Below are 26,993 nucleotides of genomic sequence, written 5' to 3' on the forward strand. Positions count from 1 at the left end.
CGCCGGTGTCATCGGCGTTGATCGCTGCCGCGGCGCTGGACGGTCGGTGCGCGCGGAGCCCTGCCACGCTTGCACCGGGCACGGTGCGGCGGGCGCGGGCATCACGCTGGTCTGTGTCCGTGATCAGCGCGGCCGGGCGTGGTTGTCGGTTCGTCATACCCGCCCCCTGGCAGCCGGGCGGTCACGGCCGGTCAGGCAGGTGGTGGGGTCCAGAAGGCCGCGCAGGACGGCCCCGTCCCACAGCCGGGCATGGCGGGTGACTGCCCAGTAGGAGCTGCTCGTGCCTGATGTCTTGTCCGTGGCAGGCAGACTCACCTGGGCTTCGGGCACCCACAGTCGCCCGTGCCGCCCCCGCCAGGCGGGGCCGAGTGCCCCGGCCTTGGTGATCAGGACGGCGGTGCGTGCCGAGACGATGCCCAGCACCGGGCCCCACTGTTCGGGGCGCGTCTGATCGAGGACCTCGTGGCACACGGCGGGGCTGACCCGGACCAGGTCGAACTCCCTGCCAGTGGTTACTACACCAGTCAGGTTCTGGGAGGCATCCAGCGTGACATTGGACAGACGGGAGCCTGCCGGGAGCAGGTTGAGCGGGTCACTGGTCCACCCCCGTGCGGGCCGGCGGGAGGGCGAGGCGGCTACGAGGCGACGGCGGGCCAGGGGCCCGTCGCGGTGCACCGGGTTTGTCCTGGTTGCCGCGGTGATCACACCGCACTCCCAGCCGAGCACGACCAGGCGGCAGTCCGGAATCCCCTTGTTCCGCAGCCGGGCCAGACTTTCCGCCACCACGGGACGGGTGAACCTGGTCATGCGGACGATCTCGTCGATCAGCTCGCCGTCCGGCACATCCAGCACCAGCCCGCGCCACACCGCCACCAGCTCCGCGGACAGCAGCGGGCCCACCCGGGGCATGGTCTTCAGGATCCCCGCACGCACCGCTGAGTGGATGAGTGGACGGTAGGCGAGCACTTCGGCCCGCTTCATCAGTTGGCGCAGGTACCGGACGACCGTCGGGGCGGTGATTCCCAGCCTTCCCGCGCATTCCTTGATCCCGAGCCCGGACGCTGTCAGTTTCAGCACGGCCAGCGGCCGCCCCTTGGCCGCCCACTGCGGCTTCACCGCGGGCAGGGGCGCCACACCGAGCTCGTGCCCCTCTATGCCCGACAGGACACCGGCCCTGAATGCCTGACGGATCAGCCCGCACCGGTTGGTCTGCAACCGTGCGCACAGGTCGGCGAGTGCGATCTCGACCCGGACCCTGGGGACATGGGCCGCAGCCGCGACCGTCGCGGCCAGCTGCGCATCCGGCACGTCCAGACGCGTCCCCGCCCACACCAGAGCCTGGAAGTCATCGACGTCGCAGGGCAGGGGAGGGCCGGGGCGGTCAATCCGTTCCCGGGCCTGGCTCACATAGACCAGGGCCCTGACCGTGCGGACCCGGACCTTCGCCATGGCACTGGCGACAAGACCTGCCACCGACGCAACTCCCATGATCCGGGCCGCTTCGACGGGGGTGTAGCCCTGCGCGAGCAGCTCCACCGCATGCCGCTCCTGCGCCGTGAACTCAAGGGTCGCTGTCATATCAGTGCCATCCCGCCATCTGCGCGGATCCGCCACGCACAGCGGCGGGTGACTGTGCCGCGGCGAGCTCCTCGATCTGCCCCCGGTCCGCCTCGGTGACCTCGCGGAGGTCACGCACCAGCCGGGTGGCCACCGCGGCCGAGAGCCGCCGCTCGTCGGTCAAGGGCACCAACCTCTCCGGCGCCCGCGTGCCCTTGGGCGGGAGGTACAGATCCGCCCACACCGCTACCGCGTCGCACTCGGCCACCCACAGGAACCGCCGACCGCGCTCCTTGAGGACCGGGCATCTGTGCAGGGCGCACCGGGCGCAGGACGGAGGCATGTCGCTGTGCCCGGTGAACCCGGCCGACGAACCGTCCGGGTTTGTGGCGGGCAGCACCCACAACACTGCGGGGCGGCTTGCCGGGTTGCGTGCGGCCGGGGCGGCGCAGCCTTGGCAGAGCAGGCCGTCCTGGCAGTGGAATTGTCGGTGCGGGGAGAGTTGGTTGCCGTCCGGGCGCCCCGACGGCGTCCCGACCGTGCGGGCGAGCAGGACCTCGTAGCGGGGGTGGCGGTCCCACGGGCCGGGCTGCCGGTACTCGATCCACCCATCGCGGCCAACGACCAGGTCCGGCGTGGCCAGACATTTCTCGCCCTCGGTCAGGGCGATGTAGGGCACATGGCCGACGTCCAGCGGGTGCGGCGCGCAGCCGCCGTCCGGCAGGCTTCGGCCGCGTGTCGTCGCTGAAAGAGTATCGGTACGCATTCCAGTCCAAGTCACGTGCAGATTCGAGAAGTTGTGGTACGGGCATGAGTGGCCGGCGGGGCCAGGAGATGCCGGCGTGGGTGGTGAGGTCACAGGCGGTGCAGCGGCTCGCGGCCGAGACAGGCGGCCGTCAGCGTCTGCTCACCACCAGCGGTGCCACCCTGGCCGGTGCGAAGCTCCACCTGCGGCCGGGACTGCGCGTCGTTGCGGGACTTGGCAGGGCCCTGCCGGTCGTCACGTCGCATCTCTCTGTGCCGTGACCCGGGCGGACTGGAGTGCCGCGACCAAGCGTTGTGCCGTGCCCAGTTCGAGCGCTCCGAGCGTGATGCTGGGGGCATGGCCGCACTTCATGCAGTTCGGGTGGAGCTGGACATCCATGAAGCCGAAAGCCGTGTTCTTCACCGCTTCGTGGAGGCGATCCATGACCGCGATCGATTCGGGATAGTCGGGGAAATCCGCGAGCTTCGTGAACAGTGGCGGGGCGCCGAGGAGGGTGCCGAGTGCGAGCGCCGTATGAACGCTGACGTCGCCGAGGAAGAGACTGAGGTCTCCGACGGCAGGTACGGGAAGGGTGCGGTCGGCGTCGAGATTGTGGGCACGGAAGGCGGCGAGCAGGGCGTCAGCCGTCGCGAAGTGCTCGCGCAGGGCTTCAGAGAGCAGGGAGCTCAGCCTGGCGATGTCGGAGACGGCCAGGTGGTTGAGGTGCATGAACGGGGGCCCGCCACGGGGGTGGGTCTCGACGTGGGTCAGTCCACTGATCCCGGCCACGGCCAGCACCTGGTGGAGGTCGTCGCGCACGGCGACGGTTTCCTCGTAGGGCATGTACCAAGAGCTCGACTGCTCCGTTGGCCGGGCATCCGCGATGGGCAGATCCAGTACGGCGCGCAGCAGTTCGCTCAGCCTGGCCGCATCGTTGCCGGACAGTCCCTCCATGTGCATGGACGGTTGGTCGGCCGGGGTGTGGTCGTCCACCACCACGTGAGGAGCGTAGATACCTGAGGCCAGGAACAACTGGCGGAGTCCGGCCAGTGCTTCGAGGGTTTCGTCGGGTCGGGTCGACGTCACGGACAGCTCCGGGGAGAGACGGGGGGCTGGGAGGGGGACAGACGGGCTGCTCTGGCCGTCATTGCGTCGCTGGCTGTGGGCGGGCGGTGCGTGACGGAGAGTCCCGGGGAGGCCGTGCCGGCAGGAGCTTTCAGACACGGTGTGCGGAGTCAGCGGGGTACGGGTTCCGGGTGGAGCGCGATGGCCGCGTACGCGGCTGAGTTCTGGTCCGGGGGGTGGCGTGGGTGCCGTGGTGTGTGAAGGCCCGGTCGGCACGGGTCCGTCCGGCGGCGTGAGGCTGTGCATGTCATCCATTTCGGGCACGGGGCGGGCGGGTCGGGGCAAGGGACTATGGGCGGGAGGGTGTGTCAGTGCAGGCGGAGCCGGTTCCCGCCGAGCGCCTTGTCCCGGGCCAGCCTGAGACGCGTCAGTGACGCGTCCTGCGGCAGGGCCGCTTCGGTGACACGGGCAAGGAAGCCGCCCAACCGTCTCTCTTCGGTCAGCCCGCTGTAGTACGTCGCGTGGTCACTCTCTGCGGCATACACTCTGGCCCCGCTGGGCAGCACGAACTCCGCAAGCTGCTCCGGGAAATCGCCGTGGACGGCTGAGTCCAGCGGAAGGACGCGCAGCGTGATGAGCTGCTCGGCGGCGGCACCGATGAGGTACTGCATCTGCTCGGCGAACATGGGCGGGGCGCCGAGGATCCGCATCAGCACGGACTCTTCCAGCACCACCGTCGTGTGTGTGCCGATGGTGGTGGGGCGTGCGATCTGCAGATCGGTGGGGTCGGGCTGGTCGATGAGTCTCGCGCTGTAGCCCGGTGTCCGCAGGAACCCCGGGACGAGCCGCGGGGCGTAGACACATGCTTTCGTGGCCCGGTGTTCGAGTGCAGCGAGCCGGTCCGGCCATCCCGTGGTGTGGTCGACCGCCTTATCGAGGGGCAGCACCTCGCGGAACCTGACGGCGAAGGCCGTTTCAGAGAGGAACCGGGCGAACCCGCGACGCCCGGACTCCGGCACCTGGTAGGGGCCGGCGAGCAGCGTCTCGGCCTCTTCCTGGGACAGCGGCCTGGCGCCCGATTCGGTACAGCTCATCGACGTGTGCGAGAGTCCGGCCAGCCCGCAGACGTCCGCGTTCCTGAGTCCGAGGTTGTCGCGGAGGTAGCGCACGTAGTTGCCCGCGATGATCTGACCGGTCGGAACGTCGGGCAGTTCCCAGTCGCTGCGGCCGGTCATGAGACGTCCGTACGGCGTGCGACGGTGGCGTAGGAGTGCGACTGGTCTGCGCCGGGGAGCGACTGCGGGGCCTTCGGCCAGTGCGCGGTCGCGACGATGCCCGGGGATACCGGTTCCCACGGGCCGAGGAGTCGGCGGATGTGCTCTCGTGTGCGGGGCCGGAACACGATGCCGTGCTCGGCGTAGATGTCGGTCAGCGCCGTCATCGCGTCGGGGTCCGTGTCGGTGGAGGCGTGGGACACGGACAGGGCGCTGCCGGGCGCGAGGCGGTCATGGAGGTCCGCGATGCAGCGGGCGGCGTCCTCGTCGCTCATCCAGGCGAACAGATCATTGCCCAGCACGGCGACCGGGCGCCTCACGTTGACCACGGACAGCAGGGCCGGGTTGGCCAGGAGGTGGTCGACCTGACGCATGTCGGCATGCACCGGAGCCGTGCCCGGATGCTCAGCCAGACACACGTTGGCGTGCCCGTGCACCATGGGGTTGCTGTCGATGTATGCGACCCGCGGGTCGCAGAAGCGCCTGGCCGCATCGTAGGTGTGCAGCGGCTTCTCCGGCCTGGCGTCCGGGTTGAAGGGCAGCCCGCACCCCAGGTCCAGGAACTGAGTGAGTCCGAGCTCGCCCGCCATGTGCTCGACCGCCCGCTGACCGAAGTGGCGGTTGATGAGCAGCATCTGTGGCAGCCAGGCCACGACTTGCCGGAGCTGCTGGGCCAGGAGGCGGTCCACTTCGTAGTTGTTGGTCCCGCCCGTGAAGAGGTTCGCGATCCGGGCGCTGCTGGGCACAGACGCCCAGTCAGGCGAGTCAGGCATGCGGTGGTGGGGAGTCTGTTCTTCGATCACGAGGTTTTTTCTGCGTAAGGGGTTGGGGCCGGCTGCCCCCGGATTGGGGCTGGTTCCAGGGGGCAGCCGGGGCGCAGGGCTGTGGGCGGGCTACGCGAGGGGTCGAGCCCGCCCCCGGGGTTGCGCCGTCCTGTCCGGTGCCGGTTTCGCCGTGAGGCCTTGCGGCGGCCGTACCGGCCGGACAGGACCCCTGGGGGAGCCGTGTCCGTGAGGAGGGTCTGTCCTCGTGGACACGGCTGGCCGGGGTGGTCAGTGGTGTGCGTGCTCCGGGTGGATGAGGATGGCCGCGTAGCCGCCGCTGTGGTGATCCGGGACAGGCATGCGGTACCGGGCCGGGTGGTACGTGCTCACCGGCACGATGCCGGGGGAACGGATGTGCCAGGGGCGGGCGGTGGCCTGTGTGAGATCGCGTATCTCCTCGGCGGTCCGCAGTTGTACGGGCAGCCCCGCCGCGGTGAAGCAGTGTGCTGCGGCTGCGGCAGTTCCGTCGTGGCACAGATCGGCGGTGGAGTGGGTGAGCGAGAGGGCACTGCCGGGCGGCGCCCAGTCGAGGATCGCTTTCATGCTGGCTCGGGCGTCCGCATCGTCGGGGATCCAGGGCAGGACGTCGTGGCACAGGAATCCTGTCGGCCGGGACGGGTCCAGGCCGTGAAGCGGCATTTCACGCAGGATGTAAAGCATGTTCCGCAGGTCCGCGTGCATGAAGCGGTGGTTCGTGGGCCGCCGGCTGTTAAGGAGTTGGGGTCCGTGTTCGATGACGGCCGGGTCGCAGTCGACGTGGATGACTGTGGTGTCCGGTCCGGCGGACAGGGCGGTGTGGGGGAAGCGCGGGTTGGAGGTCGGCAGGCCGCTGCCCAGGTCGACGAACTGCCTGATACCCGAGGCGCGGAGCATCGCTACCGTCTGGTGTGCGTGGAGGGCGTTGATTTTTACGGCGTCCTCGAACCAGGGGGCTGCGCGAAGGACCTGCTTGCCCAGATTCCGGTCTGCGCGAAGGTGGTGCCTGCCGCCGAGCAGCCAGTGCGTGAGCTTTGCGACGGACGGTGCGGTGACAGGGGCGGGGTCGCGTGCCGTGACGGCCTCGGTGAGCGTGCTCACTGTGTGTCCCCTTCGGGGAGGGGCTCCAGGACGACGTCCAGGCGCGTAAGGGTGTTGGAGATGAAGCTGGGCACCGGGGTGCGGGTGTGGCTGTCGGCGAGACGTGCGTGGGGGTAGCGCTCGAAGAACTTGGAGAGGGCGATCGCACCCTCGGCGCGTGCCAGGGGTGCCCCCAGGCACAGGTGGGCGCCGTGTCCGAAGGCGAGGTGGTCCTTCTTCACACGCAGCACGAGGAACTGGTCGGCGTCCGCCCCGTACTCGCCCCGGTGACGGCCGGCCGCGCTGTAGCAGGGGAGGATCGGATCCCCGGCGCGGATGACGGTGCCGTCGGGGAGGTCGATGTCCTCGATGGCGTAGCGCATCGGCAGGTTCGCGATGGGGGCGTCACGGCGAAGTGACTCTTCGACGACATCGCTCCAGGTGGCGCGGCCCGCGCGGACGTGGCCGAGTTCCTCGGGGTGGGTGAGGAGGTTAAAGCCTGCGTTGGTGATGAGCCCGACCGTGGTTTCGAATCCGGCGGTGATCATCAGCAGGAGTGTGTCGGTGAGCTGCTTCTCGCTCAGTGTCCCGTCCTCGTCGTCCCGGGCGGCAACGAGGGCACTGGTCAGATCGTCGCCGGGATTCTCGCGCTTGAGTGCCACGAAGTCACTCAGCAGCGCGTAGAGCTCTGCCTGGCTGGCCTTTTGTTCTTCCCAGCTGTATGAGGTCGAGAAGATCACGTCGGCGAGGTGCCGGACGCGGTCGTGTTCCTCTTCGGGCAGGCCCATGAGCCGGCAGATGAAGAGGATGGGCAGGCGGCGGGCGTAGGCGGCGACCAGGTCGACGGGTTCACCGGGGGTATGTGTGGCGTCGATGTCGTCGAGGAGTTCGTCGGCGATCGACTCGATGACGGGGATCATGGCCGCCGTGCGGCGGGCGGTGAAGGCCTTCTGGACGAGCTTGCGCAGGCGCCGGTGGTCCGTGCCGTACGCCGTGAACATATTCTCAACGCTGACCCACAGGGCTAGCGGCCACGTGGCCACGATGTTCTCGAAGTCGCGGCAGTGCTCCCGCGCGCTCTTCGAGACCAGCGGGTCTTTGAACAGTTCCCGAAGCCACTTCGGGTCGGTGACGGCCCAGGCCTCGACGCCGAGGACGTCGACGCGGGTGATGGGGCCGCGCTCCCTGAGCGCGCGGTCTTCGCCGGTACGGTCGGGCGCCTGGGGGTTCAGTGCGTAGACGCTGCTGTCCATGAGGGTCTCCTCCGTGTGTGCTCAGTCGGGCAGGGGGGCTGTGGGTGCGAAGGACACGGGCAATGAGGCCAATGCCCGGTGGAAGGGGCCGGGACGCCAGCGGACCTGGTCCGGGGCGACGGCGAGTTGCATGTCCGGCAGCGCTTCGAGGACTTCATCGAGGGCGGCCTTCGCGATGACCATGGACATGTCCGCGGCGGGGCAGGCATGGGGACCCGCGCTGAAGGCGAGATGCGCCCGGTTGCCGAGCCTGCGCTCGGGGCTGCCGAGGGCGGGGTCGTTGTTGCAGGCGGCGAGACTGATCATGACCATCTGGTCCGCGAGCAGTACCTGATGGTCGATCACCACCGGCTGCGGGGGGTAGGAGAGGCAGTAGTTCGCCATCGGCGGGTCGTTAAACAGTCCCTCGTACAGGGCTTCGCGGACACTCAGGGATCCCCTGAATACACCGTCCATGACGTGCGCGCTGGACTGGATCCTCAGTGTCGTGTTGGCGATGGTGTTCGTCAGCGGTTCGTAACCTGCACCGAACAGTGTCACCAGCTGCTCGGCGAGCTCAGGATCAGTGAGCTCGGTTTTGTGGGTGATCAGCCGGGTGACGAAGTCGTCACCGGGGCGGGCCCGCTTGAGTTCGATGAGGTCGTGCAGCGCCGCCATGAGCATGTGGTTGGCGTGCCCGGCGTCGGGACCGCCTTCGAAGACCGCGGCCATGGACGTGCCGATCCGGCCGGCGAGCTCTTCCGTGGCACCCGCCAGGTCACTGATCGTCCCGAGCACCACCGGTTTGGCGAACCCGTTCAGGAAGTCGGCCTCGCCCTTCTCGCAGAAACGGTTGATGGCCTGCCGCGCCCTGCGCTGCACGACTCGCTCCAACCGGTGCAGTGCCACCCCGGCGAGCGCGTCCACGTTGGAGGCCCGGAACCGGGCATGCTCGCTGCCCGCGCTGCGCAGGGCGTTGGCCCGGTAGCCGACCATCGGGAGGATCGGGCAGTCGGCAGGCACGGACCGCTGCCACTTCCGGGGGTCGGCGGGGAAGCTGACCGGATCGTTGAGGATCTGCACTGCGGTGCCGTGGTTGACCACCAGGGTCGCCTTGAACCCCGGGTACGGCTCCACCGGCACCAGGGCGCCGTGCTCTTCGCGCATTTCCTGGTAGGCGGCGTGCGGGTCGGCGGCGAACTCCGCCGTGTACATCGGGTACCGGCGGCCGCTTGGAACGGGGGTGGAGTGGGTGTTCACGGGCGCTCCGGATGGTTCGTCAGGGAAACGAGGTACTCGAACAGGACGATCAGCGCTTCGCGGCCCTCGGCGGCGTTGCGTGCGTCGCACCGGACCAGCGGTGTTTCGGGCTTCAGATCGAGAGCGGACCGCACATCCTCAAGTTCGAACCTGCGGGTTCCTTCGAACTGGTTCAGCGCCACCACGTAGGGGATGCCGCGGTCTTCCAGAAAGTCCGCCACCGGGAACGTCCTGCCCAGGTGGCGGGTGTCGGCCATGAGCACCGCGCCCATCGCTCCACGCGTTAAGTCCTCCACGAACGCCCAGAACCGCTCCTGCCCCGACAGGCCGAACAGGTACAGCGCAGTCTCGCCGCCCAGCAGGGTGAGGCGGCCGAAGTCCATCGCCACCGTGGTGGTGGTCTTCCCGTCGCTTTCCGTGAGGTCGTCGATCCCGACGCTGGCAGCGGTGATGCGTTCCTCGGTGCGCAGCGGTTTGATCTCCGAGACGCTGCCGACGAGCGTTGTCTTGCCGACACCGAAGGGACCGGCGACCAGCACCTTGACCGATATCGCGGACGCGGGCACGTAGGCGCTGTCAGGCAGGGAGAGCGCGGAGGCCATGAAGGACCCTTTCCAGAAAATGTGCTTCGGGTGCGGACGGCGGGGTGGAGACATCGACGAGGCCGCTGTCCGCGAGACCGGAGACGAGGATCTTGATCAGGGTCGGCGGCTGGCCCAGGTGCGCGGCGATCTCCGTCACCGACATGGCCCGGCCGGGCCGGCCGAAATCCAGCACGGCCCTCTCGTCGGGGTTCAGGTCGACGGGGGGCGGACCGTGACGGTCCGCCGTCGTGACCATGGACTCCAGCCGCAGTTCTTCGCGTGACGGTGCGGTACGTCCCTTCGTACGGACATGGGGCCGTACCAGACCGCCGTCCCCGACGGCCGGGTCTGTCACAGCTGACCGGCCGCGCCGGACCCGAGTCCCGTGCCTCCAGGCATCTCGGTGCGGGCTTTGGAGGCCAGCTCCTGAGCCAGATTCGGTGCGACCGACATCACCTTGTTGGTGATGACCTCGACGTCGCCGTCGTGGGTGTACTGCACGACCATCAGCGAGTTCTCTGCCAGCGCCGTGGCCATGATCATGGCATTGTCGTACTCGGCCATGCACTGACGCAGTGCGCCGCCGCCGAACTGGCCGAGCGCCTTGGCAACCGAGGCGTATCCGGCGGCGGCCGCGGCGATCGGGTCTGCGGTGTCCCTGTCGAGGTCGTTGCACCGGGCGACCACCAGACCATCGCCGCTCAGCACCACGGCCCAGGTGACACCCTTCAGGCCCTTGATGTCGTCGAGGATCCACGAGGCCTTCATCTGGGCCTGGTGGTTGGTGGAAGTTGTCATCGAAATCACTCGCCTTTCGTTTCGGAAGCGGACTCGGCAGAAGACGGCTGCGTGCGGCGTGTGCTCCTGATCCAGGCGGTGGCCACGTCGGCGCTTGCCGGCTGATCGGACAGCCCGAATGCCGCCTCGCTGGGTCCGCTGTCCGATGCCGCAGGGGCGGAGGCCTTCCTCCGCCGCTGCGGCAACCCCGACGGATGCCGCCCCGGGCCGGACGGGCTCTCAACCGCGACAGGGCGCGGACCCGTCACAGGCCCCACTGCGGCACCATGCTGTCCGGCACCGGACGGACTGTTCACCGGGACAGGGCGCGGGCCTGCCACAGGCTCCACCGTGTTCAAAAGGGCGTCGGGCAGGAAGAGCATCTGACGCATCCCGCCCCACGGACTGGACGCATCGAGGTAGGCCTTGAACTCGTAACGGCGTGCGAGAGCTCCCACCGTCCAGAATCCGATCTTGGGCTGCGGGCCGAGATCGTGAAGGTTCACCGGCTCCCCGGACAGCGCCCTGCGCGCCAGGGTCTGCTGCTCCTCGTTCATGCGCACGCCCGCGTCACTGACGATCACCGTGACACCGGTGTAGTTCGACTCGAAGGTCACATCGACAGCCGCTTGCGGATGGGAGTACCTGGTCGCGTTGTCGAGCAGTGTGGCCAGCGCGTGCACGACAGGCTGCATCACCCGCTGGTTCACCGCGCGGTGGTCCAGAGTCTGGAACCGCACCCGCTCGTGGGCACGGATGCTGCCCATGGCCCCTCGCACGACGTCGGTCAGCGGACGGGACTTCCAACGCCTCCCCGGCTTCCCCCCGGACAGCACAGCGAACGACGCGGCCACCCGGCTCATCACCTGTGCCTCGTGATCGATCCGCGTCAACGTGGCGAACGACTGATCGTCCTTGTGCCGAGCGAGGCCCTCGTCGATCTGCTTGATCAGCGCCTGGCAAGGGCTCTGCAGCGACTCGGCAACCGCCCGCACCGTCGCCGCAGTGGCCTCTTGCGCCTCGCGCTGAGCCTCATACCGGGCCTCCGCGGCACCCTGCTCCTTCATCTTCACCAGCGCCGCAGCAACAGCGTCACCTGCCTCCTGCAGAGCCTTGGCAAAGTCGGTGTCCGTCAGTCTCCCCTCGATGGCGAACTCAGCAAAGGCGGGAGAACCGCCGGCCGCTGCAGCTGCCACCCCCGCACCCGCGCGTGCGAACGACTTCACTGCCTGATCCCGGTCCCTGCGCGCCTGCTGAGACAGCGCCAGCTGCTTCTCCAGCTCCACCCGGGCCAGGCTCATACGGCCCATCGTTCGGCGGCCATGGACAACAGCCACAACAGCGACAGCCGCGCACGTCAGTGCGCACACGAAGCCAACGGCGAGTATCTGCGAAATCATGAGTCTCTCGTGTCGTCAGGAACCTGGGCGAATGCGCGGACAGCGGCGTAGGCCATGGCGGCGGTGGGAAGCATCCGGATGTCAGACGCGGCACACCTCCCGCAACGGCGGCCGGCCCGCACTGCGGATCATGTGCGAGCGCCGCAGACTGAGTGCGTTGTGCAATCCCACCCGGTCAGTGACCACCCCGTCGGCGGCGAGTGCGAGCGGATCAACCCAGATGTAGGACTGGCACCGTCGGCCATAGGCCGGCTCGCACGTGACGGTCTCCGAGGTTCTGTCAGGGATGCACTCGGAGTGCGCTGCCCCCCACATCTCCCCGGTACCGGCAGCGACCGGGATCAGCATCAAGCTGTGCAGACGGCAGCCCAGGTACGGACCAACCCTGCACCCCTGCCCGATGAGGTAGTTGATCGCGAGCGTTCCCACCCCCAGTCCGACCCGGACCACATCGAATACGGGCGGGAGACCAGGCGGTGGAGCCGTGGTGAACTGAACTGTTCCCCCGGGACACAGGTGGATGCTCTGCGGTGGATCCAGCAGCTCTCCGCTCAACCCGGGAGGAACCTGTCGCAAGTATCTGGTCACGACTGCCACCCGAAGTCCGCTGTGCCGAACCGCGCGGGTGCGTTTCTCGGCCAGGCAGAATAGGCGGCCCGCTGGTCGGGAACGCCCGAGGTCCGGGCGGGGCGGCCCAGAAGCGGCCCGGCGGCCCTGGCAACACCGATGCGCTTGCCGGGCAGCTCCTGTCGGCATCGAGAGGCGACGCCCAGCACCGTGTCACTGCCACCACCCCGAGCAGGAGCGCGGGACGGATCAGGCGGCGAGCCCAGTACCCGTAGTTGTAGGCTTAAGCTCATGCTGCCACCCGCCGATGGGACGGTGTGCAAGCCATCTCCATCCACACCGTTTTTCCCGCGCCTTCTGACAGCGACTTCACACCCCAACCGTCCGCGAAGGCATCCACGATGAGCATGCCGCGGCCGCTCGTGGCTCCGTCCAGGGCGTTGCTCAGGTGGGGCCGGGCATCCGAGGGATCCTCAACGCTCAGCCTGATCCGTCGCCCGTCGCAGCTCACCGTCACGGTGATCGGTCCCTCGGGGCAATGGCGGCAACCGTGCACCACGGCGTTGGCCATGATCTCCTGGGCACTGAGAGCGAAGTCGTCGGCAATGTGAGCGAGCCCCGACACGTGGAGCACGCTTTCGAGTTCGCGTCGCAGAGGGCTGATCGCCTCGGAATTCGCCGGCAGAACGGCAGCGAACCTGAACGATCGAGGCTTGGGATCCGGGAAAGCGCCAGCGGACGAGGGCTCCACAGGAGGACGACGGGGGGAATCTGACATGGCACACGCTCCTCGTTCTGCTCCACCGTGCGGCCACGGCCAAGCTGACGTCGTCTGCGTCAGGTGGCACACGTTCGGCTCCTTCTCTCGACCCGCTGATGGGTCGGTTTCGGACACAGCCCGGGCTTGTATGCGCGAGATGGCCAGATTCCCTACGCTGGTGGGGAGTTCGAGGAATATCGTCTTCGTGAGAGAACCGGGTCTGTGACCTGGGCGGTAGCCCATCAGGGACACGGCCTCAATGAACGTGATGAAAGATCGTTTCAGGAACAGGGGCGCACCATGGGGCGCACGCGCAACCTCAAACTGGCCGCCGTGATTACTGAACTGGGCCTGTCCCAGGCACGCCTGGCTGCTCGCGTCAGGTCGGTGGCCGAGGAACACGGTGTCTCCGAACTGTCTGGCGTCGGTCAGTCCCACATCGCCAAATGGATAGGCGGCGTGGCTCCTGGACCTCCAGCAGCCCGTATCTTGGCCGAGACGCTTTCCCGTGGACTCGGTCGCCTCGTCACGCTCGCCGACATCGCGCTGGTGAAGGACACCGAGCCCGAGCCGCAGCCACCGACCTGGAGCGATGACACTCTGACGACGCTCGTGACGCTCGGGAGCACGGACATGGACATCGATCGCAGAAGACTGCTGGCCACCTCGGTCTACTCGGTGGCCGCCTTGGCCCTCCCCGAGGACCAGTGGTTCGAGCAGGCCGCAGACCGGGCCCGGACGCGCAGGCCTCTGTCGAGCTACGTCGTCACGGCAGAGGACGTCGAGGACGTCCGTGAAATGGCAGCCTTGTTCTCCCGCCGTGACCAAAAGCGTGGTGGCCGCGCCGGACGCACCGCGCTCGTTGCCTACCTCCGATCCGAAGTCGCGGAACTGCTGAGCAGCCGATTCCCTACCGAGGCTGTCCGACGCGGCATGACCTCGGCAGCCGCGGAGCTTGCCTACCTGGCCGGCTGGACTGCGTTCGACGGTGGCGAACACCCGCTCGCGCAGCGCTGGCTGACAATCGCAACGAAGCTGGCCGAGGAAGCCGCAGATGCCCCCCTGGCCGGTCACGTGCTGCGGGCAATGGCCCATCAAGCAGTCGACCTGGGCAACCCGCAGGCGGCTGTACGACTCTCCGAAGCTTCTCTGTCCAACCGCCGCTACACTCAGGCGTGCTGGCGGGAGCGCTCCCTGCTCGGCGTCGTGCACGCGCGCGGGCTGGCAGCTGCCGGTGAGAAGAAGGCTGCCGTCAGCGTACTGCTGCGAGCGGAGCGAGACCTCGGTCGGGCAACCGAAGCGGACGACGAGCCGAACAGGGTGTTCTTCTTCGCCGAGGCCAGCCTCGCCCACGAGACCGGCGCAGCGCTGCGCGACCTCGGCGATCTCCAAGGCGCCGAGTCGCAGTTCAGCCACAGCGTCAGGACACGCCGAGCGCAGTTTGCGCGGACGCACTCCGTCACCCTGGGATATCTCGGCGCCGTCCAGGCCCAACAAGGGCACCTCGACATCGCTTGCAACACCTGGAGCCAGGCGCTCGACGCCATGAACGGCGTGCAGTCCGGCCGCGCGAGGGAGACTGTTGTCCAGATGCGACGGGCGCTGTCGCCCTTCCGAGGCCGTGCGGGCGGTCAGGCCGCGGAACTCGATGCCAGGGCCCGAGCGATGCTCCACTCCGGCTGACACGTACCGTAAGACGCGATCGCTCGGGAAGGGCTGCTTCTCGGACCGCAGGAGACTCACGAAGGGCAGAGCGTGTTCGACGAATACATCCAGGTACCAGTGATTGCCAAGGTTGTCGGAGGACACAAGGACCGCCTTGACGACTACAAGGGGGACGTGACGTCGATCATCCGGCTCGTGCCCAACATCCCCGAGGACGCTCTGCAAGGCATCGAGGAATTCAGCCACCTTGAGGTCATCTGGCACTTCAGCCTGGGTTCGGACAATGACATCGAACTCGAACCGCGAAGCCCACGAGGAAACCCGGACTGGCCGGCGACAGGAGGGCTCGTCCACCGCAACCATCGCCGTCCCGCCCGCATCGGTGTCTCGTACCCAAGGCTGCTGCAGGTAGAGGGTAGGGACCTTTACGTCGCAGACCTGGACGCGGACGACGGCACTCCGGTGATCGACTTGGCTCCAGCCTTCCGCGAGATGCTGCCGCGAAATCCCATACACCAGCCCAGTTGGCCCACCGACATGCTTCAGAACTACTGGAAGCGCGCAGACGAACGACCCTGAAATGCGCAGCTTCTCAGAAGCCACACACATTGGGAGGACTCCGCGACGCAGAGGCGCGACTGCCGTCGCCATCACGTCCTCCTAGGGGAAGGCAAGCCCGACTTGACCGCTGACGTGTGTGTCACCGGCGGAACGCGCTTCGTCACAGCCACTAGCACAACGCCCCCTCCCGGAGCTGCGGGGCCACCAACGTCGTCATGGGGCGGTGCGGGGCGATGATCTGCCCGTCGGGCAGCAGCTCCCCGGTGTCGTCAAAGAGCAGGACGCCGTTGCACAGCAGGCTCCACCCCTGCTCGGGGCGGTGCACAGCCAGGCGGGCCGCCTCACGGTCGGCGGAGTCGGCGGTAGGACAGGGGGGGTGGTGGCCGCACATTGGAGAACGTCCTTACAGGAAGGCACGGTTTGGGGGCTGTGGGCGAGGAAGCGGGTGGTTTCCTCGGCGGCGGGGCTCCACGGACGTGCGCGGGGCGGAGAGCAAGGCCGACATCGGCCAGGCCTTGGTGGAGAAGGCCGACACGCCAAGGCCAGTGGCCTTCGGCGTCGGCGGGAGGCCAGCATCGGAGCGGAGGCACGCTTCGGCCGTCGGAGAGCCAGAATTCGAGTCAGGTGTCATCGATCGGCTTTTCCGATCGGAACTCCTGGATTCGCGTAACGATTTCTCTGGTCAATCTGGCCAGTCTTTGTATTTGGACACGGCGATCAGCCGGGTCATTGCAGTCCGGCTCCGCCCTCAGCTTCCGGGCGGCCTCGACGAGGTCATCAGTACGCCCGGGGAGGGAAAGCAGTCAGGGCGGGAGTTCCATGAGGTGGCCGCGCAGCAGCATCATCAAGGTGCCGTCGTCAGCGGGTCGTTCATCTGCAACACATCGGGACACCGTGTCGTCGAGGACGAACCCGGCAGTCTCCAGCGCGCCGCGGACCGCACGCTCGTTGCTGACGGCCGGAACATCGGTGACCTGGCCGGCCGTCAGAGAATTGTCGACAGCGGGTTGTGCAGGGAAGACGTTGAGGAAGGGACCGCCGGTGCCGCTACTTCTCACGTGCCCCTCCGGGAAGTGAGGTCGATGGGATTCGACGACGATGGATGTAAATCTGCACTACTGCTTCAGGACCCCGTGCCGGACTAGCGGCAGTAGATGGGAGTGCAAGGCGAAGCGAGGAGCATTCTGCATCAAGAAGGCAAGGTTTTGTTATCACGCTTGTGATATCACGCTTGTGATATCGAACATTTCGGTCCTGGTGAAAGCGGAAATGAGCGTCTGAACTGCGAAGACAAGAAACATGTGATTCCCGGAAAAGTCTGTTCACCACCTGCGTGGGGGCAGACGATCAGCCTGTGTCGGTGGCCGGTCTCCTGCAAGTACCTTCCGGGTGTCTCTTCGCGGGCATTGCGTGCCGGAGGAAGCGTCCGGGTAGCGTCAGGACGCCTTCTTCACGGATCCGCTTGTGGGACGCTCCGCGAAGCGGTAAGAGTCCCAGGACACCTGCGATCGTGGACGGGATGGCATGGGTAGGCAACCGAAGACTCTGCTGAAGGTTCTGGTGAGGCAACGCGGCCTCGACCACGCACAGTTCGAACAGTGGTTCAACCGGTCGGCGGCCCAAGTGCTGCCCGACTGCGATTCGTTCCCGTCGGTCTCCGAATCCCAGTTCAGGCGGTGGACGGGGGGACACCTCAAACACCTGCCCCGCGGCAGCACTTGCCGCGTCCTTGAGGCGATGTTCGGACTGCCTGCGGCGACTCTCTTCGCACCACCCACTGGGGAGGCACCTTCGCTGGTGTTCAGTCTGCAGGACGAGATCGACCGCGTGGCGCGGAAGGCACAGGAGGATGCCAGTGAGGCAGCATCCTCAGTGATTTCCGACCGGAGCATCGAGCAGCTGCGCGATGACCTCATGGAGCTCGCGCGCGCCTACAACGCGAAACCCTCCAAAGAGGTATGGACACGCAGCGCCGCACTCCGGGACGAGGCAGAGGGACATCGCAAGCGCACAAGAGTTCCCGCGCAGCAGCAGGAACTCCTGATCCTGGCCGGTCAGGCCACCTCCCTCATGGCCAGCGCAGCTTTTGACCTGGGGAAGCTCGCCGGAGCGCGCCGGCTGGCCCGCACAGCCGGGGTGTACGGAGAGAGCGCACGGTTCACTCCGCTGAGGGCGTATGCGGACGGAACCCTCGCCTATATCGCCTACTTCACCGGCGACCCGGCCCAAGCAGTCGTTCTGGCCGGGCAGGCTCTGTCCTACCCCGGCATCGGCGACGTCGCAGTGCGTCGGCTGCGGGCAATCAAGGCGCGCGCCCACGGGCACCTGGGCGACATTCACGCCGCACACGAACTCATCCATCTCACTGGCACGGACAGGGGCGTGGCGCGCGATTCACTGCACGACGGCATCGCCGGAGAGTTCGGCTTCTCCGACGAGCGGCTCAGCATGTCCAACAGCTCAACGGCCCTCCTTGTGGGCGACACCGTCCTCGCTGAGAACGAGGCACGACGCGCCCTCGAACTCGTTACATGCAGGCCCGCCGACTGCCGCTCCGCTCCCGTGCTCGGAGGAGCCTCCGCCGACTTGGCCATGGCCCGACTCTTGGCGGGCGACGTGGACAAGGCGCTCGCAGCACTCGCAGCGATGTGGGCGATTGCGCCGGACAAACGCGTCACCGGTCTGCTGGCACGGGCGGACAGGCTTCAGCGACTCGTGCTGTCTCACCGCCGATACCGCGGCTCTGCCGAAGCGGGCGAACTGGTCGAGCGCATCGATCTGTTCGTACGCACATCGGCCCCGGCTCAGCTCGGCGCCGCCCCTCCGGCGCTAGGCCGATGAACGGCCCACAGCACAGCCTCCTCCTTCTCCCGGCTGATCCCATGCTCCGCCCAGCGCGGGTGGCTGACCGGGCGCTCACCAGACTCCATCCAGGCCCAGGTGTCCCGGATCGTCTCGACAACGGGCCGGCACTGCAAACCAGCGGCGACCGCACGGCCCGAGTCCACCGACCAGACCCCAGAGTGAGTGCGCCACAACGGCAGCTCAGTCCACTGGCGCACGCCTTGGGCCAACAGGTCCTCGGCTCCCACCCAGACCGGGCACCCCGACCCACCGCTAGCCGAAAGACACTCCGCAAGAAATGCCTCGAAGGAAATACCCACCGGATGAGTGAGGTTGAAGCCGCCCGACGACGTGGCACATGCTTGGTCGAGCGCGAACCGAGCGACATCGCGCACATCCACAGGCTGAATACACCGGCCGGCAGGCCCGGGGGCGAGCAGACTCCCCCCGCGGTGCGCCCGAGACAGCCACCACGGCAACCGGCCGACGTACTCGCCCGGCCCGAGAATCACTCCAGGCCGCAAGAACACCGACTCGTGTGCGAACGCCGAGTAGACAGCTTGTTCGCCACCCGCCTTCTGGAACCCGTAGGCGGTAGGTGTCCCATCCGCTCCCGTGTACCCGAACGACGCGTCGGCGTCAGCCGGGGCGTCCAGCAAGGGGGACGACTCCGTCAGTGCCTCCCGTGGCCACTGCGCGTAGACCGAAACGGTCGAGACGTGCACCCACCGACCCACCTGGCTGCGCAGGGCCTGGGCAGAGAGCAGAACCTCACGGGGAGCGAGATCGGAGCTGGACGTATCGATCACCGCATCCCACGGTCCTTCTTGAGCCAGCCGCCGTATATCGTCGATGCTCGTACGGTCCCCATGCACAGCTGCCACACCCGCAGGATTGGGGGCTGACCGCCCACGGTTGAACACGGTCACCGCCCACCCCCGACCGAGGGCACCCGCAACAACCTCTCTACCCAAGAACCACGTTCCACCCAGCACCAAGATCTTCATGCGCCCCGATTCTGCCGTGTGGGCCGTCAAAGCGCAGGCATCCGTTTCTCAGCGCCAGGTCCAGGGCAGGGTGAGACCCACAACAGCAGGAGGCAGTCCATGGCAACCCGGCAAAGGTGCTCCTGCGGGAATCCCCTGAGCCTGTACAACCTCACAGGCCAGTGCGGGAGGAGCAGCTGCACATCGCCGCCCACACCATCCATCCCGCCACACGTCTGGGACGATCCTCAAATCACCGCCGCACTCGCTGCCGGCGAGCTGGGAGAGCTCAGCAAGCAACTCCGCACCGCAGCAAGGATGAGCCAGGTCGAGTTCAGCAAGCTCACCGGGTTAGCCCAGAGCCACGTGTCCATGCTCGAAGCGGGAAGACGGCGCCTCAGCCCCGGCAAGGCACAGGAATTCCTGGCCCGTCTGGCCATCCCTTCGCACATCAGCGCACCGGCAACCCCCCAACAGCCAGCTGCCGGCCACAGCCCCCGCGGTGGCCTGAACGAACTCGCAGCCCAAGCCGCTGTGCAGTCCCTCCAGTTCGCAGACGAACAACTCGCAGCCAGCAGTCTCGACCACGGCACAACAGACCGGCTCAGGAACACCATCGCCGATATCGCAACCGACTATGTACATGCCCCGATCGAGTCCGTCTTCCTCCGCCTGCTGTCCATGCGCGACGAACTCTTCGGGCACCTACGGGGCACGCAGAAGCCCGACGAGACAAAAGAGCTGCTCTTCCTCGCCGGCACTACGTGCCTCCTCATGGCCCACGCAAGCCAAAACCTCGGGGACGAAGGTTCCGCCCACGCACAGATCAAGACAGCGTGGACTCTCGCGGACCGCGCCAACCACAACGGACTCAAGGCGTGGACCCGAGGCACAGCAGCACTCATCGCGGAGTGGTCCTCACACCCTCACTCGGCGGTCAACCACACCAAGGGCGCCCTCGAATACGCACCCACAGGCGAGTCCCGCATCCGTATCGCCGCTATCCAGGCCCGAGCAGCGGCCCGCATCGGCAACCGCGACCTCGCGCTCAGCTCCCTGAGTGCCTTGCGCCTTGCCAGAGAACAGCACCCAGATCCCGGCACCCACCAACTCGAACGATTTGGCGGAATCCTCTCCTTCCCCGCAGCAAAACAGGCTTACTACATCGGCGGCACCTACACACTCCTCGGCAACTACAAAGAGGCCGAGAATCACGCCCGAACAGCCATCACGGCCTACGAAACCGGCCCAGCACATGAGCGATCTTACGGTGACGAAGCCCTCGCGAGGCTGGACATCGTCACATCCCGAATCGCTGGAAATGAACTCGACGGCGCAGCGGAAGAGTTCACCAAAATTCTCGAAATGCCACACCAACTCCGGATTCGGCAACTTGGAACAGCAGTCGGCAACGTAGCCGCGCTTCTCAACCACCCTCGGTTCCAAGGAAACAGAATTGCTCACGAATTGACGGGCGCAGCCCTCCAGTACCACGCGATAGATACCACAGCAAAGGCTCCACTCTCGTGACCCAACCCCTCCCATCACCCACCGAGGCCGCAGCCCGGGACGCCGCCCACAGTCTCGGACTGAGCACTCGCTCGCTCGGCCTGCTTCATGACCACGCCACCACCGTTTTCCTGCTCCCAGAAGAAGACCTGGTGCTGCGCGTCGCACCAAAGTCCCGGAACGCGGGCATGTCCAGAGCCGTAACCCTGGCCCGGTGGCTCACAGAGCAAGATCTCCCCGTTCCCGAAGCCGCTGACGTACCCCAGCCCGTGCTCACGCCCAGTCACACCGTGACGCTTTGGACCTACTACCCTCAGCGGTCAAAGTTGCAGGCCCCCGGTGCAAAGCACCTCGGATCCCTTCTCAGAAGACTGCATTCTCTTCCCGCCCCGCCGCTGGAACTCCCAGCCTGGCAACCACTCACGTCACTACACGAGGCAATCAGCAACAGCACAACCCTGGGCTCCGAACAGAAAGAATGGCTACTGGGGCGACGCCAAGAACTTCTCGCCCAATATGATCAGCTGGAATTCCCGCTTGGTCACGGGATGCTGCACGGTGATGCCTATCCGGGAAACTGTCTCTGGGACGAGCGCGGTGCGAAGGTTCGCCTCACAGACTGGGACGAAGCATGCACCGGGCCCCGCGAAGTCGATCTTGCGAACACATACCAAGGTGTGAGGTTCGGGCGCTCCGAGAGCGAGTTGCAAGCCTTCCGTGACGGCTACGGATACGACATCGCCGCATGGCCCGGCCTGCCCGTACTCACACAGATCCGCGACATGCACACCCTCGGCTCTTACGTCAGACGGGCCGACCGAAACGACCTCCAGGCCTTGCAGGAACTCGAATTCCGCATCACTACCCTGAGGCGGGGGGATACCCGAACCCTCTGGTCAGCAAGCTGAACCAGATCCAACTGCGATATGCACGGAAGTAGCGAGGCCGTACGTGAACACCAACCCTGAACTCGAAGCCACAATCCGCAGCGGAATACCCCACTCGGCCCGAGTGTGGAATTACTGGATCGGAGGCAAGGACCACTACCCCGTCGACCAGGAACTGGGAGACCAGGTCATCGCAACCTATCCTCAGACGCGAGAGCTCGCCCTGGCATCACGGGCCTTCCAGGCCCGCGCCGTGCAGTACCTGGCACACGATGCAGGAATTACCCAGTTCCTCGACATCGGAACCGGCCTCCCCGTCCAGAACAGCACCCACGAGGTCGCACAGAGCATCCAGCCGAAGGCACGCATCGTCTACGTCGACAACGACCCCCTGGTCCTGGCCCACGCCCGCGCCCTCCTGACGAGTGCGCCGGACGGCATGACGAACTACGTGCACGCCGACATGCTGGACGCCGAACAGGTACTCCGGGAAGCCGGACAGACCCTGGACATGACACAGCCCGTAGCCGTCATGGTGCTGTCCACGCTGGGACACGTCGATCCCCAGTCCGGCATCGACCTCACGAGCCGATACATGGCCGGCACCGTAGCAGGCAGCTATCTGGTCCTCTGCGACACGATCGCCACCCCACAGACACTGTCCGCACAGGAGGCGTACGCCTCCGGGGACACTCCTCCCTATCTGGTGCGCCAGCCCGAGGAGATCCTCGCGAGCGCGGACGGGATGGAACTGGTCGACCCGGGGTTCGGGTCCATCTCTCTGTGGCGTCCGAACCTGGGTGACGAGAGCGCCGAGCCTGTCGATCAGTGGGGGTTCGTCGCTCGCAAGTGATGGACGGCCCACCCGGTCCGGAGGCCACGGAAGACGCCCCCGGACCGGGTGTTCTGATGAACCGGCCCATTTGGGTCATGAGGCCAAGTGGTATTGCCGGCCAGCGCAACAGCCTCTCCAGAACCCGCAGACCAGGCCGAGTAGAGGTGATGTTCCTGCTGACGTTCACGGGGAAGCACAGCGGATAGCCAGAGACCTGGACCGGGTTATACGGCCCACGTGGTCTCCAATGAACGCGCGTGTGGACCAGGCCTTCCAGCCAGGCAGCTGAGTTCACGGGAGTCGGTCCACCAGTCTGCGGACGCAGCAGTCACCACAGCTTGGGGTGTCGCCTCGCCTGCCGGCCCAGCCAGTAGGGGCCTTTCTGGTCACAGCTGAGACCGACCAGCCATCCCGTCAAGAGCGTCCGCCGTGACAGCGATTCAAGTCCCCCGCCGGTGGGGTGGCACCGTCGTCCTGAACACGATGAGCAAGACAAACTTGCTTGGGTGTCGCTGCGGTATGCCTCGGAGCCGGCACGCGAAGGCTCGGCGCGTTCAGTTGTCATCGCTGGCCCACGTGCCGCCGGTCTTCCTCCACCAAGAACTCGCTGGCAAGGGCTACCTGGGCAACTACCAACGCGTGAAGATGGCCCTCGCACCCCTTCGGCGGGGTCTGCCCCTGGACGAGCCCCGCGAACGACCGCCCTCTCCACGCGAAGCCGCACGCTGGATCATCGCGAGCCCGGTCCGGCACGGCCCGCAGACGGCGGAGCGTCTGCGGCGGCTGCTCGACCACTGCCCGGAACTTCACCGCACCCACGAACTGGTCCGCCAGTTCGCCGCCATGCGCGATACCCGCGACGCCACACCGCTGCCGGCCTGGCTCGATCACCTCACCAACAGCGGACTTCCGCCCCTCGCTGGCATCGCCACCGCCCTGCGTAAAGACCGGCACGCGGTCGCCCAGGGGATCACCAGCCCCTACAACTCCAGAGTCAACGAGGGCCGCATCACCGACGTGAAGCTCCAGAAACGCATCATGGCAGGCCGCGCCAGCGTCCCGCTCCTGCGCCACCGAGTCGTACTGATCGCCCACCTACGCCGCCGCTACACCGAAGCTTTTCCAACCTGATGCGGCGCAAGGCACTTCTCCTGCTCTACCAGTTCATGCACCTCCGGCGTCAAGATACTCAGATGACTCGAGCAGGTACTCGGGCAGCTTGGAGTTGGCCGCCAATACCTCGATACCGATGAGGCGCCCCTGCTCGTCGAAGTCAAGGTTGATCACGCCGCCAACCTCCACCGGATCGCAGGGATACATGCGCGAGGACTTGGTGCGAACCTGCGGATCGGTGAGGTACACGTACGCTGCGTTCGCAGTCTTGTCGTAGGTGACTCTGACGTCTGCCACGGCTGGCATGCTCCCTTGGTGGTTGGTGTCGGCACTGAGCCTTGATGAATTCGAGGATGCGGGCGGTACTGCAATGGCGCACTGAGCCCCCACCGAACCAAAATGATCATCGGCTACGAAAATCTTGCCAGCGCCACGTTCACTTGTACGCCGACAGCCCGCTCCGCGAGCGCGTTCCACACGGGCAGGCGCAGCGCGGCGACTAGGCTGTCTGGTTCGGTCTCGATGGTGGCGGTCATGTCGTTCACGGTCGCACTCGCCACTGACAACCCCCAGTATCCCGGGCGAAGAGTGGGCCATCCGAGGTTGGATGCGCTCTCGGCAGTTCTCAGGGGGCGGTCTCGGTCAGGCGAGGGCTTGGTGAAGGACTTGGCCCTGGACCGGATGAGTCCGTCACGATAGGTGGCGGGGTGGCGGTCGAAGACGCCCGCCGCTATCTCGGCCGCCGATGCGGGGTCGCCGCCGAGACGCAAGCAGGCGGCGGTGTCCATCGCGATCAGGGCCCGGGTCATCACCGAGGGGGAATCAGTGACGTCTAGGGCGTCGTCCTGGGCCGAGTACGCGGCATTGGTGTCTCCGAGGAGGGTGTCCGCCTGGGAGAGGTGGACGAAGTGCTTCTGTCCTGGGTAGCCGAACCACATGTCGGTTGCTTCGAGCCCGTAGAGGCGTTCGACCAAGGCCTGGGCGTCATCGACCGCCATCCTGGCGCCCCGATGGTCACCGATGGCGGCGAGCGTGCGGGGCCCGCCCATCAGCCGCGTCAACAACCTGCGGATCGATGCATTCAGCACCCACATGGCGGAGCTACGGGGCCGAGCGTTGCCTGGCCCCGTAGCTCTTGTCATGCGTTGAGCAGTGGGCTCACCAGTACAGGGTCACGCGCAGGAGAGAGTTATGGAAGGGGGGCTGGCCGCTCCAGTAGAGGCACTCGTAGGTGGCGCCGTACCCCTGCGAGTTGTAGTAGGACACGAGGTTCAGACCGCGAGCCTCGCACTCGTACCAGAAGTACACGCCGATGTCGTACCTCGCTCCCGCGCGGTAGGACGCTGCCGTGGGTGCAGCCGCGGATGCTGGTGTGACGCCGAAGACTGCGATCGTCAGCGCGACGATCGCGGCGGCCGCCAACCGGACGGGAGTCCTCATCGAGGATGCGGAGATCCGATTCGCCATGGGCGTTCCTTTCGTGACAGGTGAGGCGCCGGACAGGCGCCTGTCCGGCCGACTTTCCGGCTCAGCACCACAAATCTCGGCCCTGATGCTTTGTTTCGCAGCCCTGTCACGTCCCCTGAATCAATCAATGGGCGGCGCGCCTCCAGCACGACTCGATCCCTCCTTGCGGCCCGTGGGCCGGATCGGGTTGAGTCCTCGTGTATTTCGAGATCGGGGGGTTATGGGACGCCGTGAGAAGCCGCTGGGCCCTGCAGCAGGACCTGCCCATGAATTCGCCACCGCCCTACGCGAGTTGCGCTCAGAGGCCGGCGGACCAACATACAGCGCGCTGGCCCGCCGAACCGAGTATTCCGCAGCCACCCTTTCCCGCGCCGCGTCGGGTGACCAGCTGCCCTCACTGGCCGTGGCCCTGGCCTACGCCGCCGCTTGCGGAGGGGACCCGGACGACTGGGAGCGGCGGTGGCGCCGCGCTGCTGACGCGCTCTCGGCCGATGCCGAAGACCACGACGACGAAGCCTCCCCCTATCGAGGGTTCGCCCGATTCGAACCGGGCGATGAGAATCTCTTCTTCGGCCGCGAACGACTCACCGACGAACTGGCTGTCCTGGTGCGTGAACACCGCATTGTCACAGTCTTCGGCCCTTCAGGCAGCGGCAAGTCGTCCCTCCTGCGCGCGGGCCTCGTGCCTCGCCTCCGCAATGCCGCCCCAGACCACCGACACGAACCAGCTGACAACATGCCCGTGCATAGCGGCGACTCGATGGTGCCGGCCGCCATCCGCATCCTCATCCCCGGCGAACGCCCCAACCACCATCATGCAGACGCCCTCGTCCCTGCAGAAGGCAGCGGGGACACCCTGCTGATCATCGACCAGTTCGAGGAGATCTTCACCCACTGCCACGACCCGAACGAACGGGAGGCGTTCATCGCCGCTCTGCTTGCGGCAGATGCACCCGAAAGCCGGCTACGGGTCGTCCTCGCCGTCCGAGCCGACTTCCACGGACACTGTCTGAATCTCCCCGGTCTGGCAGCAGCGGTGGGAAAGGCAAACCTGGCTCTGGGCCCGATGGCACCAGAGGAACTGCGGCACGCCATCACCCGGCCCGCCGCAGAGCACGGCCTCGTCGTCGAGCGGGCCCTGACCAGCAGGCTCCTGGAAGACTCCCGGACACAAGCGGCAACCCTGCCCCTCTTCTCGCACGTCCTCCTGGAGACCTGGCGCCGCAGACAGGGCCGAACCCTCACCGTTGAAGCCTACGAGCGGGCAGGAGGGCTCCGCGGCGCCATCACCCGCGCCGCCGAAACGGCATACCGCCAACTCGAGCCCGGCCATACCGACGCGGCCCGCTCCATCCTCCTTCGCCTGATCACCCCCGGCGAGGGAAGGTCCGATACCCGTCGGCCCACCGACCGCGCGGAACTCGAATCCGCACACGGAGACAACGCCACCATCGTGCTCGAGACGCTCGCCCGGGTACGGCTGATCACGCTCGGCCGGACGACGGTCGAGCTTGCCCACGAGGCGCTCGTCACCACCTGGCCCCGACTGCACGGCTGGATCGAGCAGGACCGCGAGAATCTGCGCTTCCAACGTTGGCTGACCGAGGCCGCCAACGCCTGGGAGGGAGTTGGACGCGAACCTGGTGTGCGGATCTCACCGGTTCGTCTTGCCCAGCTTGAGGCGCAATTCCCACGTGACCAGCAGCCCGCGCTCACATCCCTCGAATCAGACTTCCTCGCCGCCGGGATAGCCACACACCGCCGCGCCCTCCGCAACCGCCATATGACGCGGGCCATGGGATACCTCCTCGCGGCCATGACCACGTTCACTGCGGCCATGACCTGGAGACAACAGCGCCTGCTCCAGGCGAACCGGAGCCGACTCATACGATGACCTCGCTGACCCGTATTCCCGGCCCCAGGAGGTATGACCGACGCGGCCAAGGCGCCCTTCATCGACCCGGACTCGGACTACCCATGTTGCTGGTCTTGCCCAGCCCTGCGGCTCCCGCGCACGGAGTTCCT

General features: G+C 66.9%; 28 protein-coding genes. 9 read left to right on the forward strand and 19 right to left on the reverse strand.

All coding sequences use genetic code 11. The features are described from left to right. Window positions 1-153: 153 nt before the first annotated feature. The 14 genes from ACFYY7_RS34000 to ACFYY7_RS34065 form a co-directional block, all read right to left on the reverse strand. The gene (locus ACFYY7_RS34000) at window positions 154-1,578 is read right to left on the reverse strand and encodes a hypothetical protein (protein ID WP_388667683.1); all 1,425 of its coding nucleotides are present in this window, start codon (window positions 1,576-1,578) and stop codon (window positions 154-156) included. 1 nt (window position 1,579) lies between these two features. Beyond that, complete coding sequence (locus ACFYY7_RS34005; protein ID WP_388667684.1) at window positions 1,580-2,338, reverse strand: hypothetical protein; 759 nt, start codon at window positions 2,336-2,338, stop codon at window positions 1,580-1,582. 74 nt (window positions 2,339-2,412) lie between these two features. Further along, window positions 2,413-2,568 (reverse strand): hypothetical protein, encoded by a 156-nt coding sequence (locus tag ACFYY7_RS34010; protein ID WP_388667685.1) that lies wholly within the window; start codon window positions 2,566-2,568, stop codon window positions 2,413-2,415. Further along, window positions 2,558-3,388: a hypothetical protein gene (locus ACFYY7_RS34015; RefSeq protein WP_388667686.1), complete on the reverse strand. Its 831-nt coding sequence runs from the start codon at window positions 3,386-3,388 to the stop codon at window positions 2,558-2,560. The genes ACFYY7_RS34010 and ACFYY7_RS34015 overlap by 11 nt, the downstream gene beginning before the upstream one ends. A 347-nt stretch (window positions 3,389-3,735) precedes the next feature. Next, on the reverse strand, window positions 3,736-4,602 hold the full coding sequence (locus ACFYY7_RS34020; protein WP_388667687.1) for a Scr1 family TA system antitoxin-like transcriptional regulator: 867 nt from the start codon (window positions 4,600-4,602) through the stop codon (window positions 3,736-3,738). Further along, the gene (locus ACFYY7_RS34025) at window positions 4,599-5,414 is read right to left on the reverse strand and encodes an SAM-dependent methyltransferase (RefSeq protein ID WP_388667688.1); all 816 of its coding nucleotides are present in this window, start codon (window positions 5,412-5,414) and stop codon (window positions 4,599-4,601) included. The genes ACFYY7_RS34020 and ACFYY7_RS34025 overlap by 4 nt, the downstream gene beginning before the upstream one ends. 279 nt (window positions 5,415-5,693) lie before the next feature. After that, window positions 5,694-6,542, reverse strand: a complete 849-nt coding sequence (locus ACFYY7_RS34030; RefSeq protein WP_388667689.1) for an SAM-dependent methyltransferase — start codon at window positions 6,540-6,542, stop codon at window positions 5,694-5,696. Beyond that, window positions 6,539-7,774 carry a cytochrome P450 gene (locus ACFYY7_RS34035; RefSeq protein WP_388667690.1) on the reverse strand — a complete coding sequence of 412 codons (1,236 nt, stop codon included), beginning with the start codon at window positions 7,772-7,774 and terminating at the stop codon, window positions 6,539-6,541. The genes ACFYY7_RS34030 and ACFYY7_RS34035 overlap by 4 nt, the downstream gene beginning before the upstream one ends. A gap of 21 nt (window positions 7,775-7,795) precedes the next feature. Next, window positions 7,796-9,013 carry a cytochrome P450 gene (locus ACFYY7_RS34040; protein ID WP_388667691.1) on the reverse strand — a complete coding sequence of 406 codons (1,218 nt, stop codon included), beginning with the start codon at window positions 9,011-9,013 and terminating at the stop codon, window positions 7,796-7,798. Continuing rightward, window positions 9,010-9,615 (reverse strand): ATP/GTP-binding protein, encoded by a 606-nt coding sequence (locus ACFYY7_RS34045; protein WP_388667692.1) that lies wholly within the window; start codon window positions 9,613-9,615, stop codon window positions 9,010-9,012. The genes ACFYY7_RS34040 and ACFYY7_RS34045 overlap by 4 nt, the downstream gene beginning before the upstream one ends. Then, the gene (locus tag ACFYY7_RS34050; RefSeq protein WP_388667693.1) at window positions 9,590-9,952 is read right to left on the reverse strand and encodes a DUF742 domain-containing protein; all 363 of its coding nucleotides are present in this window, start codon (window positions 9,950-9,952) and stop codon (window positions 9,590-9,592) included. Before ACFYY7_RS34050 ends, ACFYY7_RS34045 begins: the two co-directional genes overlap by 26 nt. After that, a complete protein-coding gene (locus tag ACFYY7_RS34055; protein ID WP_388667694.1) occupies window positions 9,949-10,395 on the reverse strand; it encodes a roadblock/LC7 domain-containing protein in 447 nt (148 codons plus the stop codon). The genes ACFYY7_RS34050 and ACFYY7_RS34055 overlap by 4 nt, the downstream gene beginning before the upstream one ends. 5 nt (window positions 10,396-10,400) lie before the next feature. Beyond that, complete coding sequence (locus tag ACFYY7_RS34060; RefSeq protein ID WP_388667695.1) at window positions 10,401-11,675, reverse strand: hypothetical protein; 1,275 nt, start codon at window positions 11,673-11,675, stop codon at window positions 10,401-10,403. A gap of 955 nt (window positions 11,676-12,630) precedes the next feature. After that, entirely contained in the window at window positions 12,631-13,119 is a 489-nt protein-coding gene (locus tag ACFYY7_RS34065) for an ATP-binding protein (protein WP_388667696.1), read from the reverse strand. Between the two features lie 204 nt (window positions 13,120-13,323). Between ACFYY7_RS34065 and ACFYY7_RS34070 the strand changes: the two genes are divergently transcribed. Further along, the gene (locus tag ACFYY7_RS34070; protein WP_388667697.1) at window positions 13,324-14,784 is read left to right on the forward strand and encodes a Tat pathway signal protein; all 1,461 of its coding nucleotides are present in this window, start codon (window positions 13,324-13,326) and stop codon (window positions 14,782-14,784) included. Between the two features lie 72 nt (window positions 14,785-14,856). Next, complete coding sequence (locus ACFYY7_RS34075; protein ID WP_388667698.1) at window positions 14,857-15,345, forward strand: TrmO family methyltransferase; 489 nt, start codon at window positions 14,857-14,859, stop codon at window positions 15,343-15,345. A gap of 151 nt (window positions 15,346-15,496) precedes the next feature. Here the strand turns inward: ACFYY7_RS34075 and ACFYY7_RS34080 are convergent, their stop codons facing one another. Further along, window positions 15,497-15,718: a DUF5999 family protein gene (locus tag ACFYY7_RS34080; RefSeq protein ID WP_388667699.1), complete on the reverse strand. Its 222-nt coding sequence runs from the start codon at window positions 15,716-15,718 to the stop codon at window positions 15,497-15,499. Window positions 15,719-15,803: 85 nt separating this feature from the next. Here ACFYY7_RS34080 and ACFYY7_RS34085 point away from each other — a divergent pair, with 85 nt between their 5' ends. Both ACFYY7_RS34085 and ACFYY7_RS34090 read left to right on the forward strand, forming a co-directional pair. Then, complete coding sequence (locus tag ACFYY7_RS34085) at window positions 15,804-16,472, forward strand: hypothetical protein (protein WP_388667700.1); 669 nt, start codon at window positions 15,804-15,806, stop codon at window positions 16,470-16,472. 652 nt (window positions 16,473-17,124) lie between these two features. Then, window positions 17,125-18,168 (forward strand): DNA-binding protein, encoded by a 1,044-nt coding sequence (locus ACFYY7_RS34090; protein WP_388667701.1) that lies wholly within the window; start codon window positions 17,125-17,127, stop codon window positions 18,166-18,168. On the opposite strand, the gene ACFYY7_RS34095 is transcribed toward ACFYY7_RS34090, so the two are convergent. Beyond that, on the reverse strand, window positions 18,132-19,178 hold the full coding sequence (locus ACFYY7_RS34095) for an NAD-dependent epimerase/dehydratase family protein (RefSeq protein ID WP_388667702.1): 1,047 nt from the start codon (window positions 19,176-19,178) through the stop codon (window positions 18,132-18,134). The two genes, ACFYY7_RS34090 and ACFYY7_RS34095, sit on opposite strands and share 37 nt — an antisense overlap. A gap of 99 nt (window positions 19,179-19,277) precedes the next feature. Between ACFYY7_RS34095 and ACFYY7_RS34100 the strand changes: the two genes are divergently transcribed. From ACFYY7_RS34100 to ACFYY7_RS34115, 4 genes are all read left to right on the forward strand, one after another. Next, the gene (locus ACFYY7_RS34100; RefSeq protein ID WP_388667703.1) at window positions 19,278-20,687 is read left to right on the forward strand and encodes a helix-turn-helix domain-containing protein; all 1,410 of its coding nucleotides are present in this window, start codon (window positions 19,278-19,280) and stop codon (window positions 20,685-20,687) included. Next, window positions 20,684-21,574: a phosphotransferase gene (locus ACFYY7_RS34105; protein ID WP_388667704.1), complete on the forward strand. Its 891-nt coding sequence runs from the start codon at window positions 20,684-20,686 to the stop codon at window positions 21,572-21,574. Before ACFYY7_RS34100 ends, ACFYY7_RS34105 begins: the two co-directional genes overlap by 4 nt. A gap of 43 nt (window positions 21,575-21,617) precedes the next feature. Continuing rightward, complete coding sequence (locus ACFYY7_RS34110) at window positions 21,618-22,406, forward strand: SAM-dependent methyltransferase (protein WP_388667705.1); 789 nt, start codon at window positions 21,618-21,620, stop codon at window positions 22,404-22,406. A gap of 558 nt (window positions 22,407-22,964) precedes the next feature. Then, on the forward strand, window positions 22,965-23,519 hold the full coding sequence (locus tag ACFYY7_RS34115) for a transposase (protein WP_388667706.1): 555 nt from the start codon (window positions 22,965-22,967) through the stop codon (window positions 23,517-23,519). Between the two features lie 33 nt (window positions 23,520-23,552). Here ACFYY7_RS34115 and ACFYY7_RS34120 read toward each other — a convergent pair whose 3' ends face one another. The 3 genes from ACFYY7_RS34120 to ACFYY7_RS34130 form a co-directional block, all read right to left on the reverse strand. Beyond that, window positions 23,553-23,798, reverse strand: a complete 246-nt coding sequence (locus tag ACFYY7_RS34120) for a DUF2283 domain-containing protein (RefSeq protein WP_388667707.1) — start codon at window positions 23,796-23,798, stop codon at window positions 23,553-23,555. 113 nt (window positions 23,799-23,911) lie between these two features. Beyond that, window positions 23,912-24,550, reverse strand: a complete 639-nt coding sequence (locus ACFYY7_RS34125) for a hypothetical protein (RefSeq protein ID WP_388667708.1) — start codon at window positions 24,548-24,550, stop codon at window positions 23,912-23,914. A gap of 109 nt (window positions 24,551-24,659) precedes the next feature. Further along, window positions 24,660-24,809, reverse strand: a complete 150-nt coding sequence (locus ACFYY7_RS34130; protein ID WP_388667709.1) for a hypothetical protein — start codon at window positions 24,807-24,809, stop codon at window positions 24,660-24,662. Window positions 24,810-24,873: 64 nt separating this feature from the next. Between ACFYY7_RS34130 and ACFYY7_RS34135 the strand changes: the two genes are divergently transcribed. Then, the gene (locus tag ACFYY7_RS34135) at window positions 24,874-26,862 is read left to right on the forward strand and encodes a helix-turn-helix domain-containing protein (RefSeq protein WP_388667710.1); all 1,989 of its coding nucleotides are present in this window, start codon (window positions 24,874-24,876) and stop codon (window positions 26,860-26,862) included. The last annotated feature ends 131 nt before the right edge of the window (window positions 26,863-26,993 follow it).

The organism is Streptomyces sp. NPDC001933, assembly GCF_042890955.1.
In the GTDB taxonomy this organism is placed as follows: Bacteria; Actinomycetota; Actinomycetes; order Streptomycetales; family Streptomycetaceae; genus Streptomyces.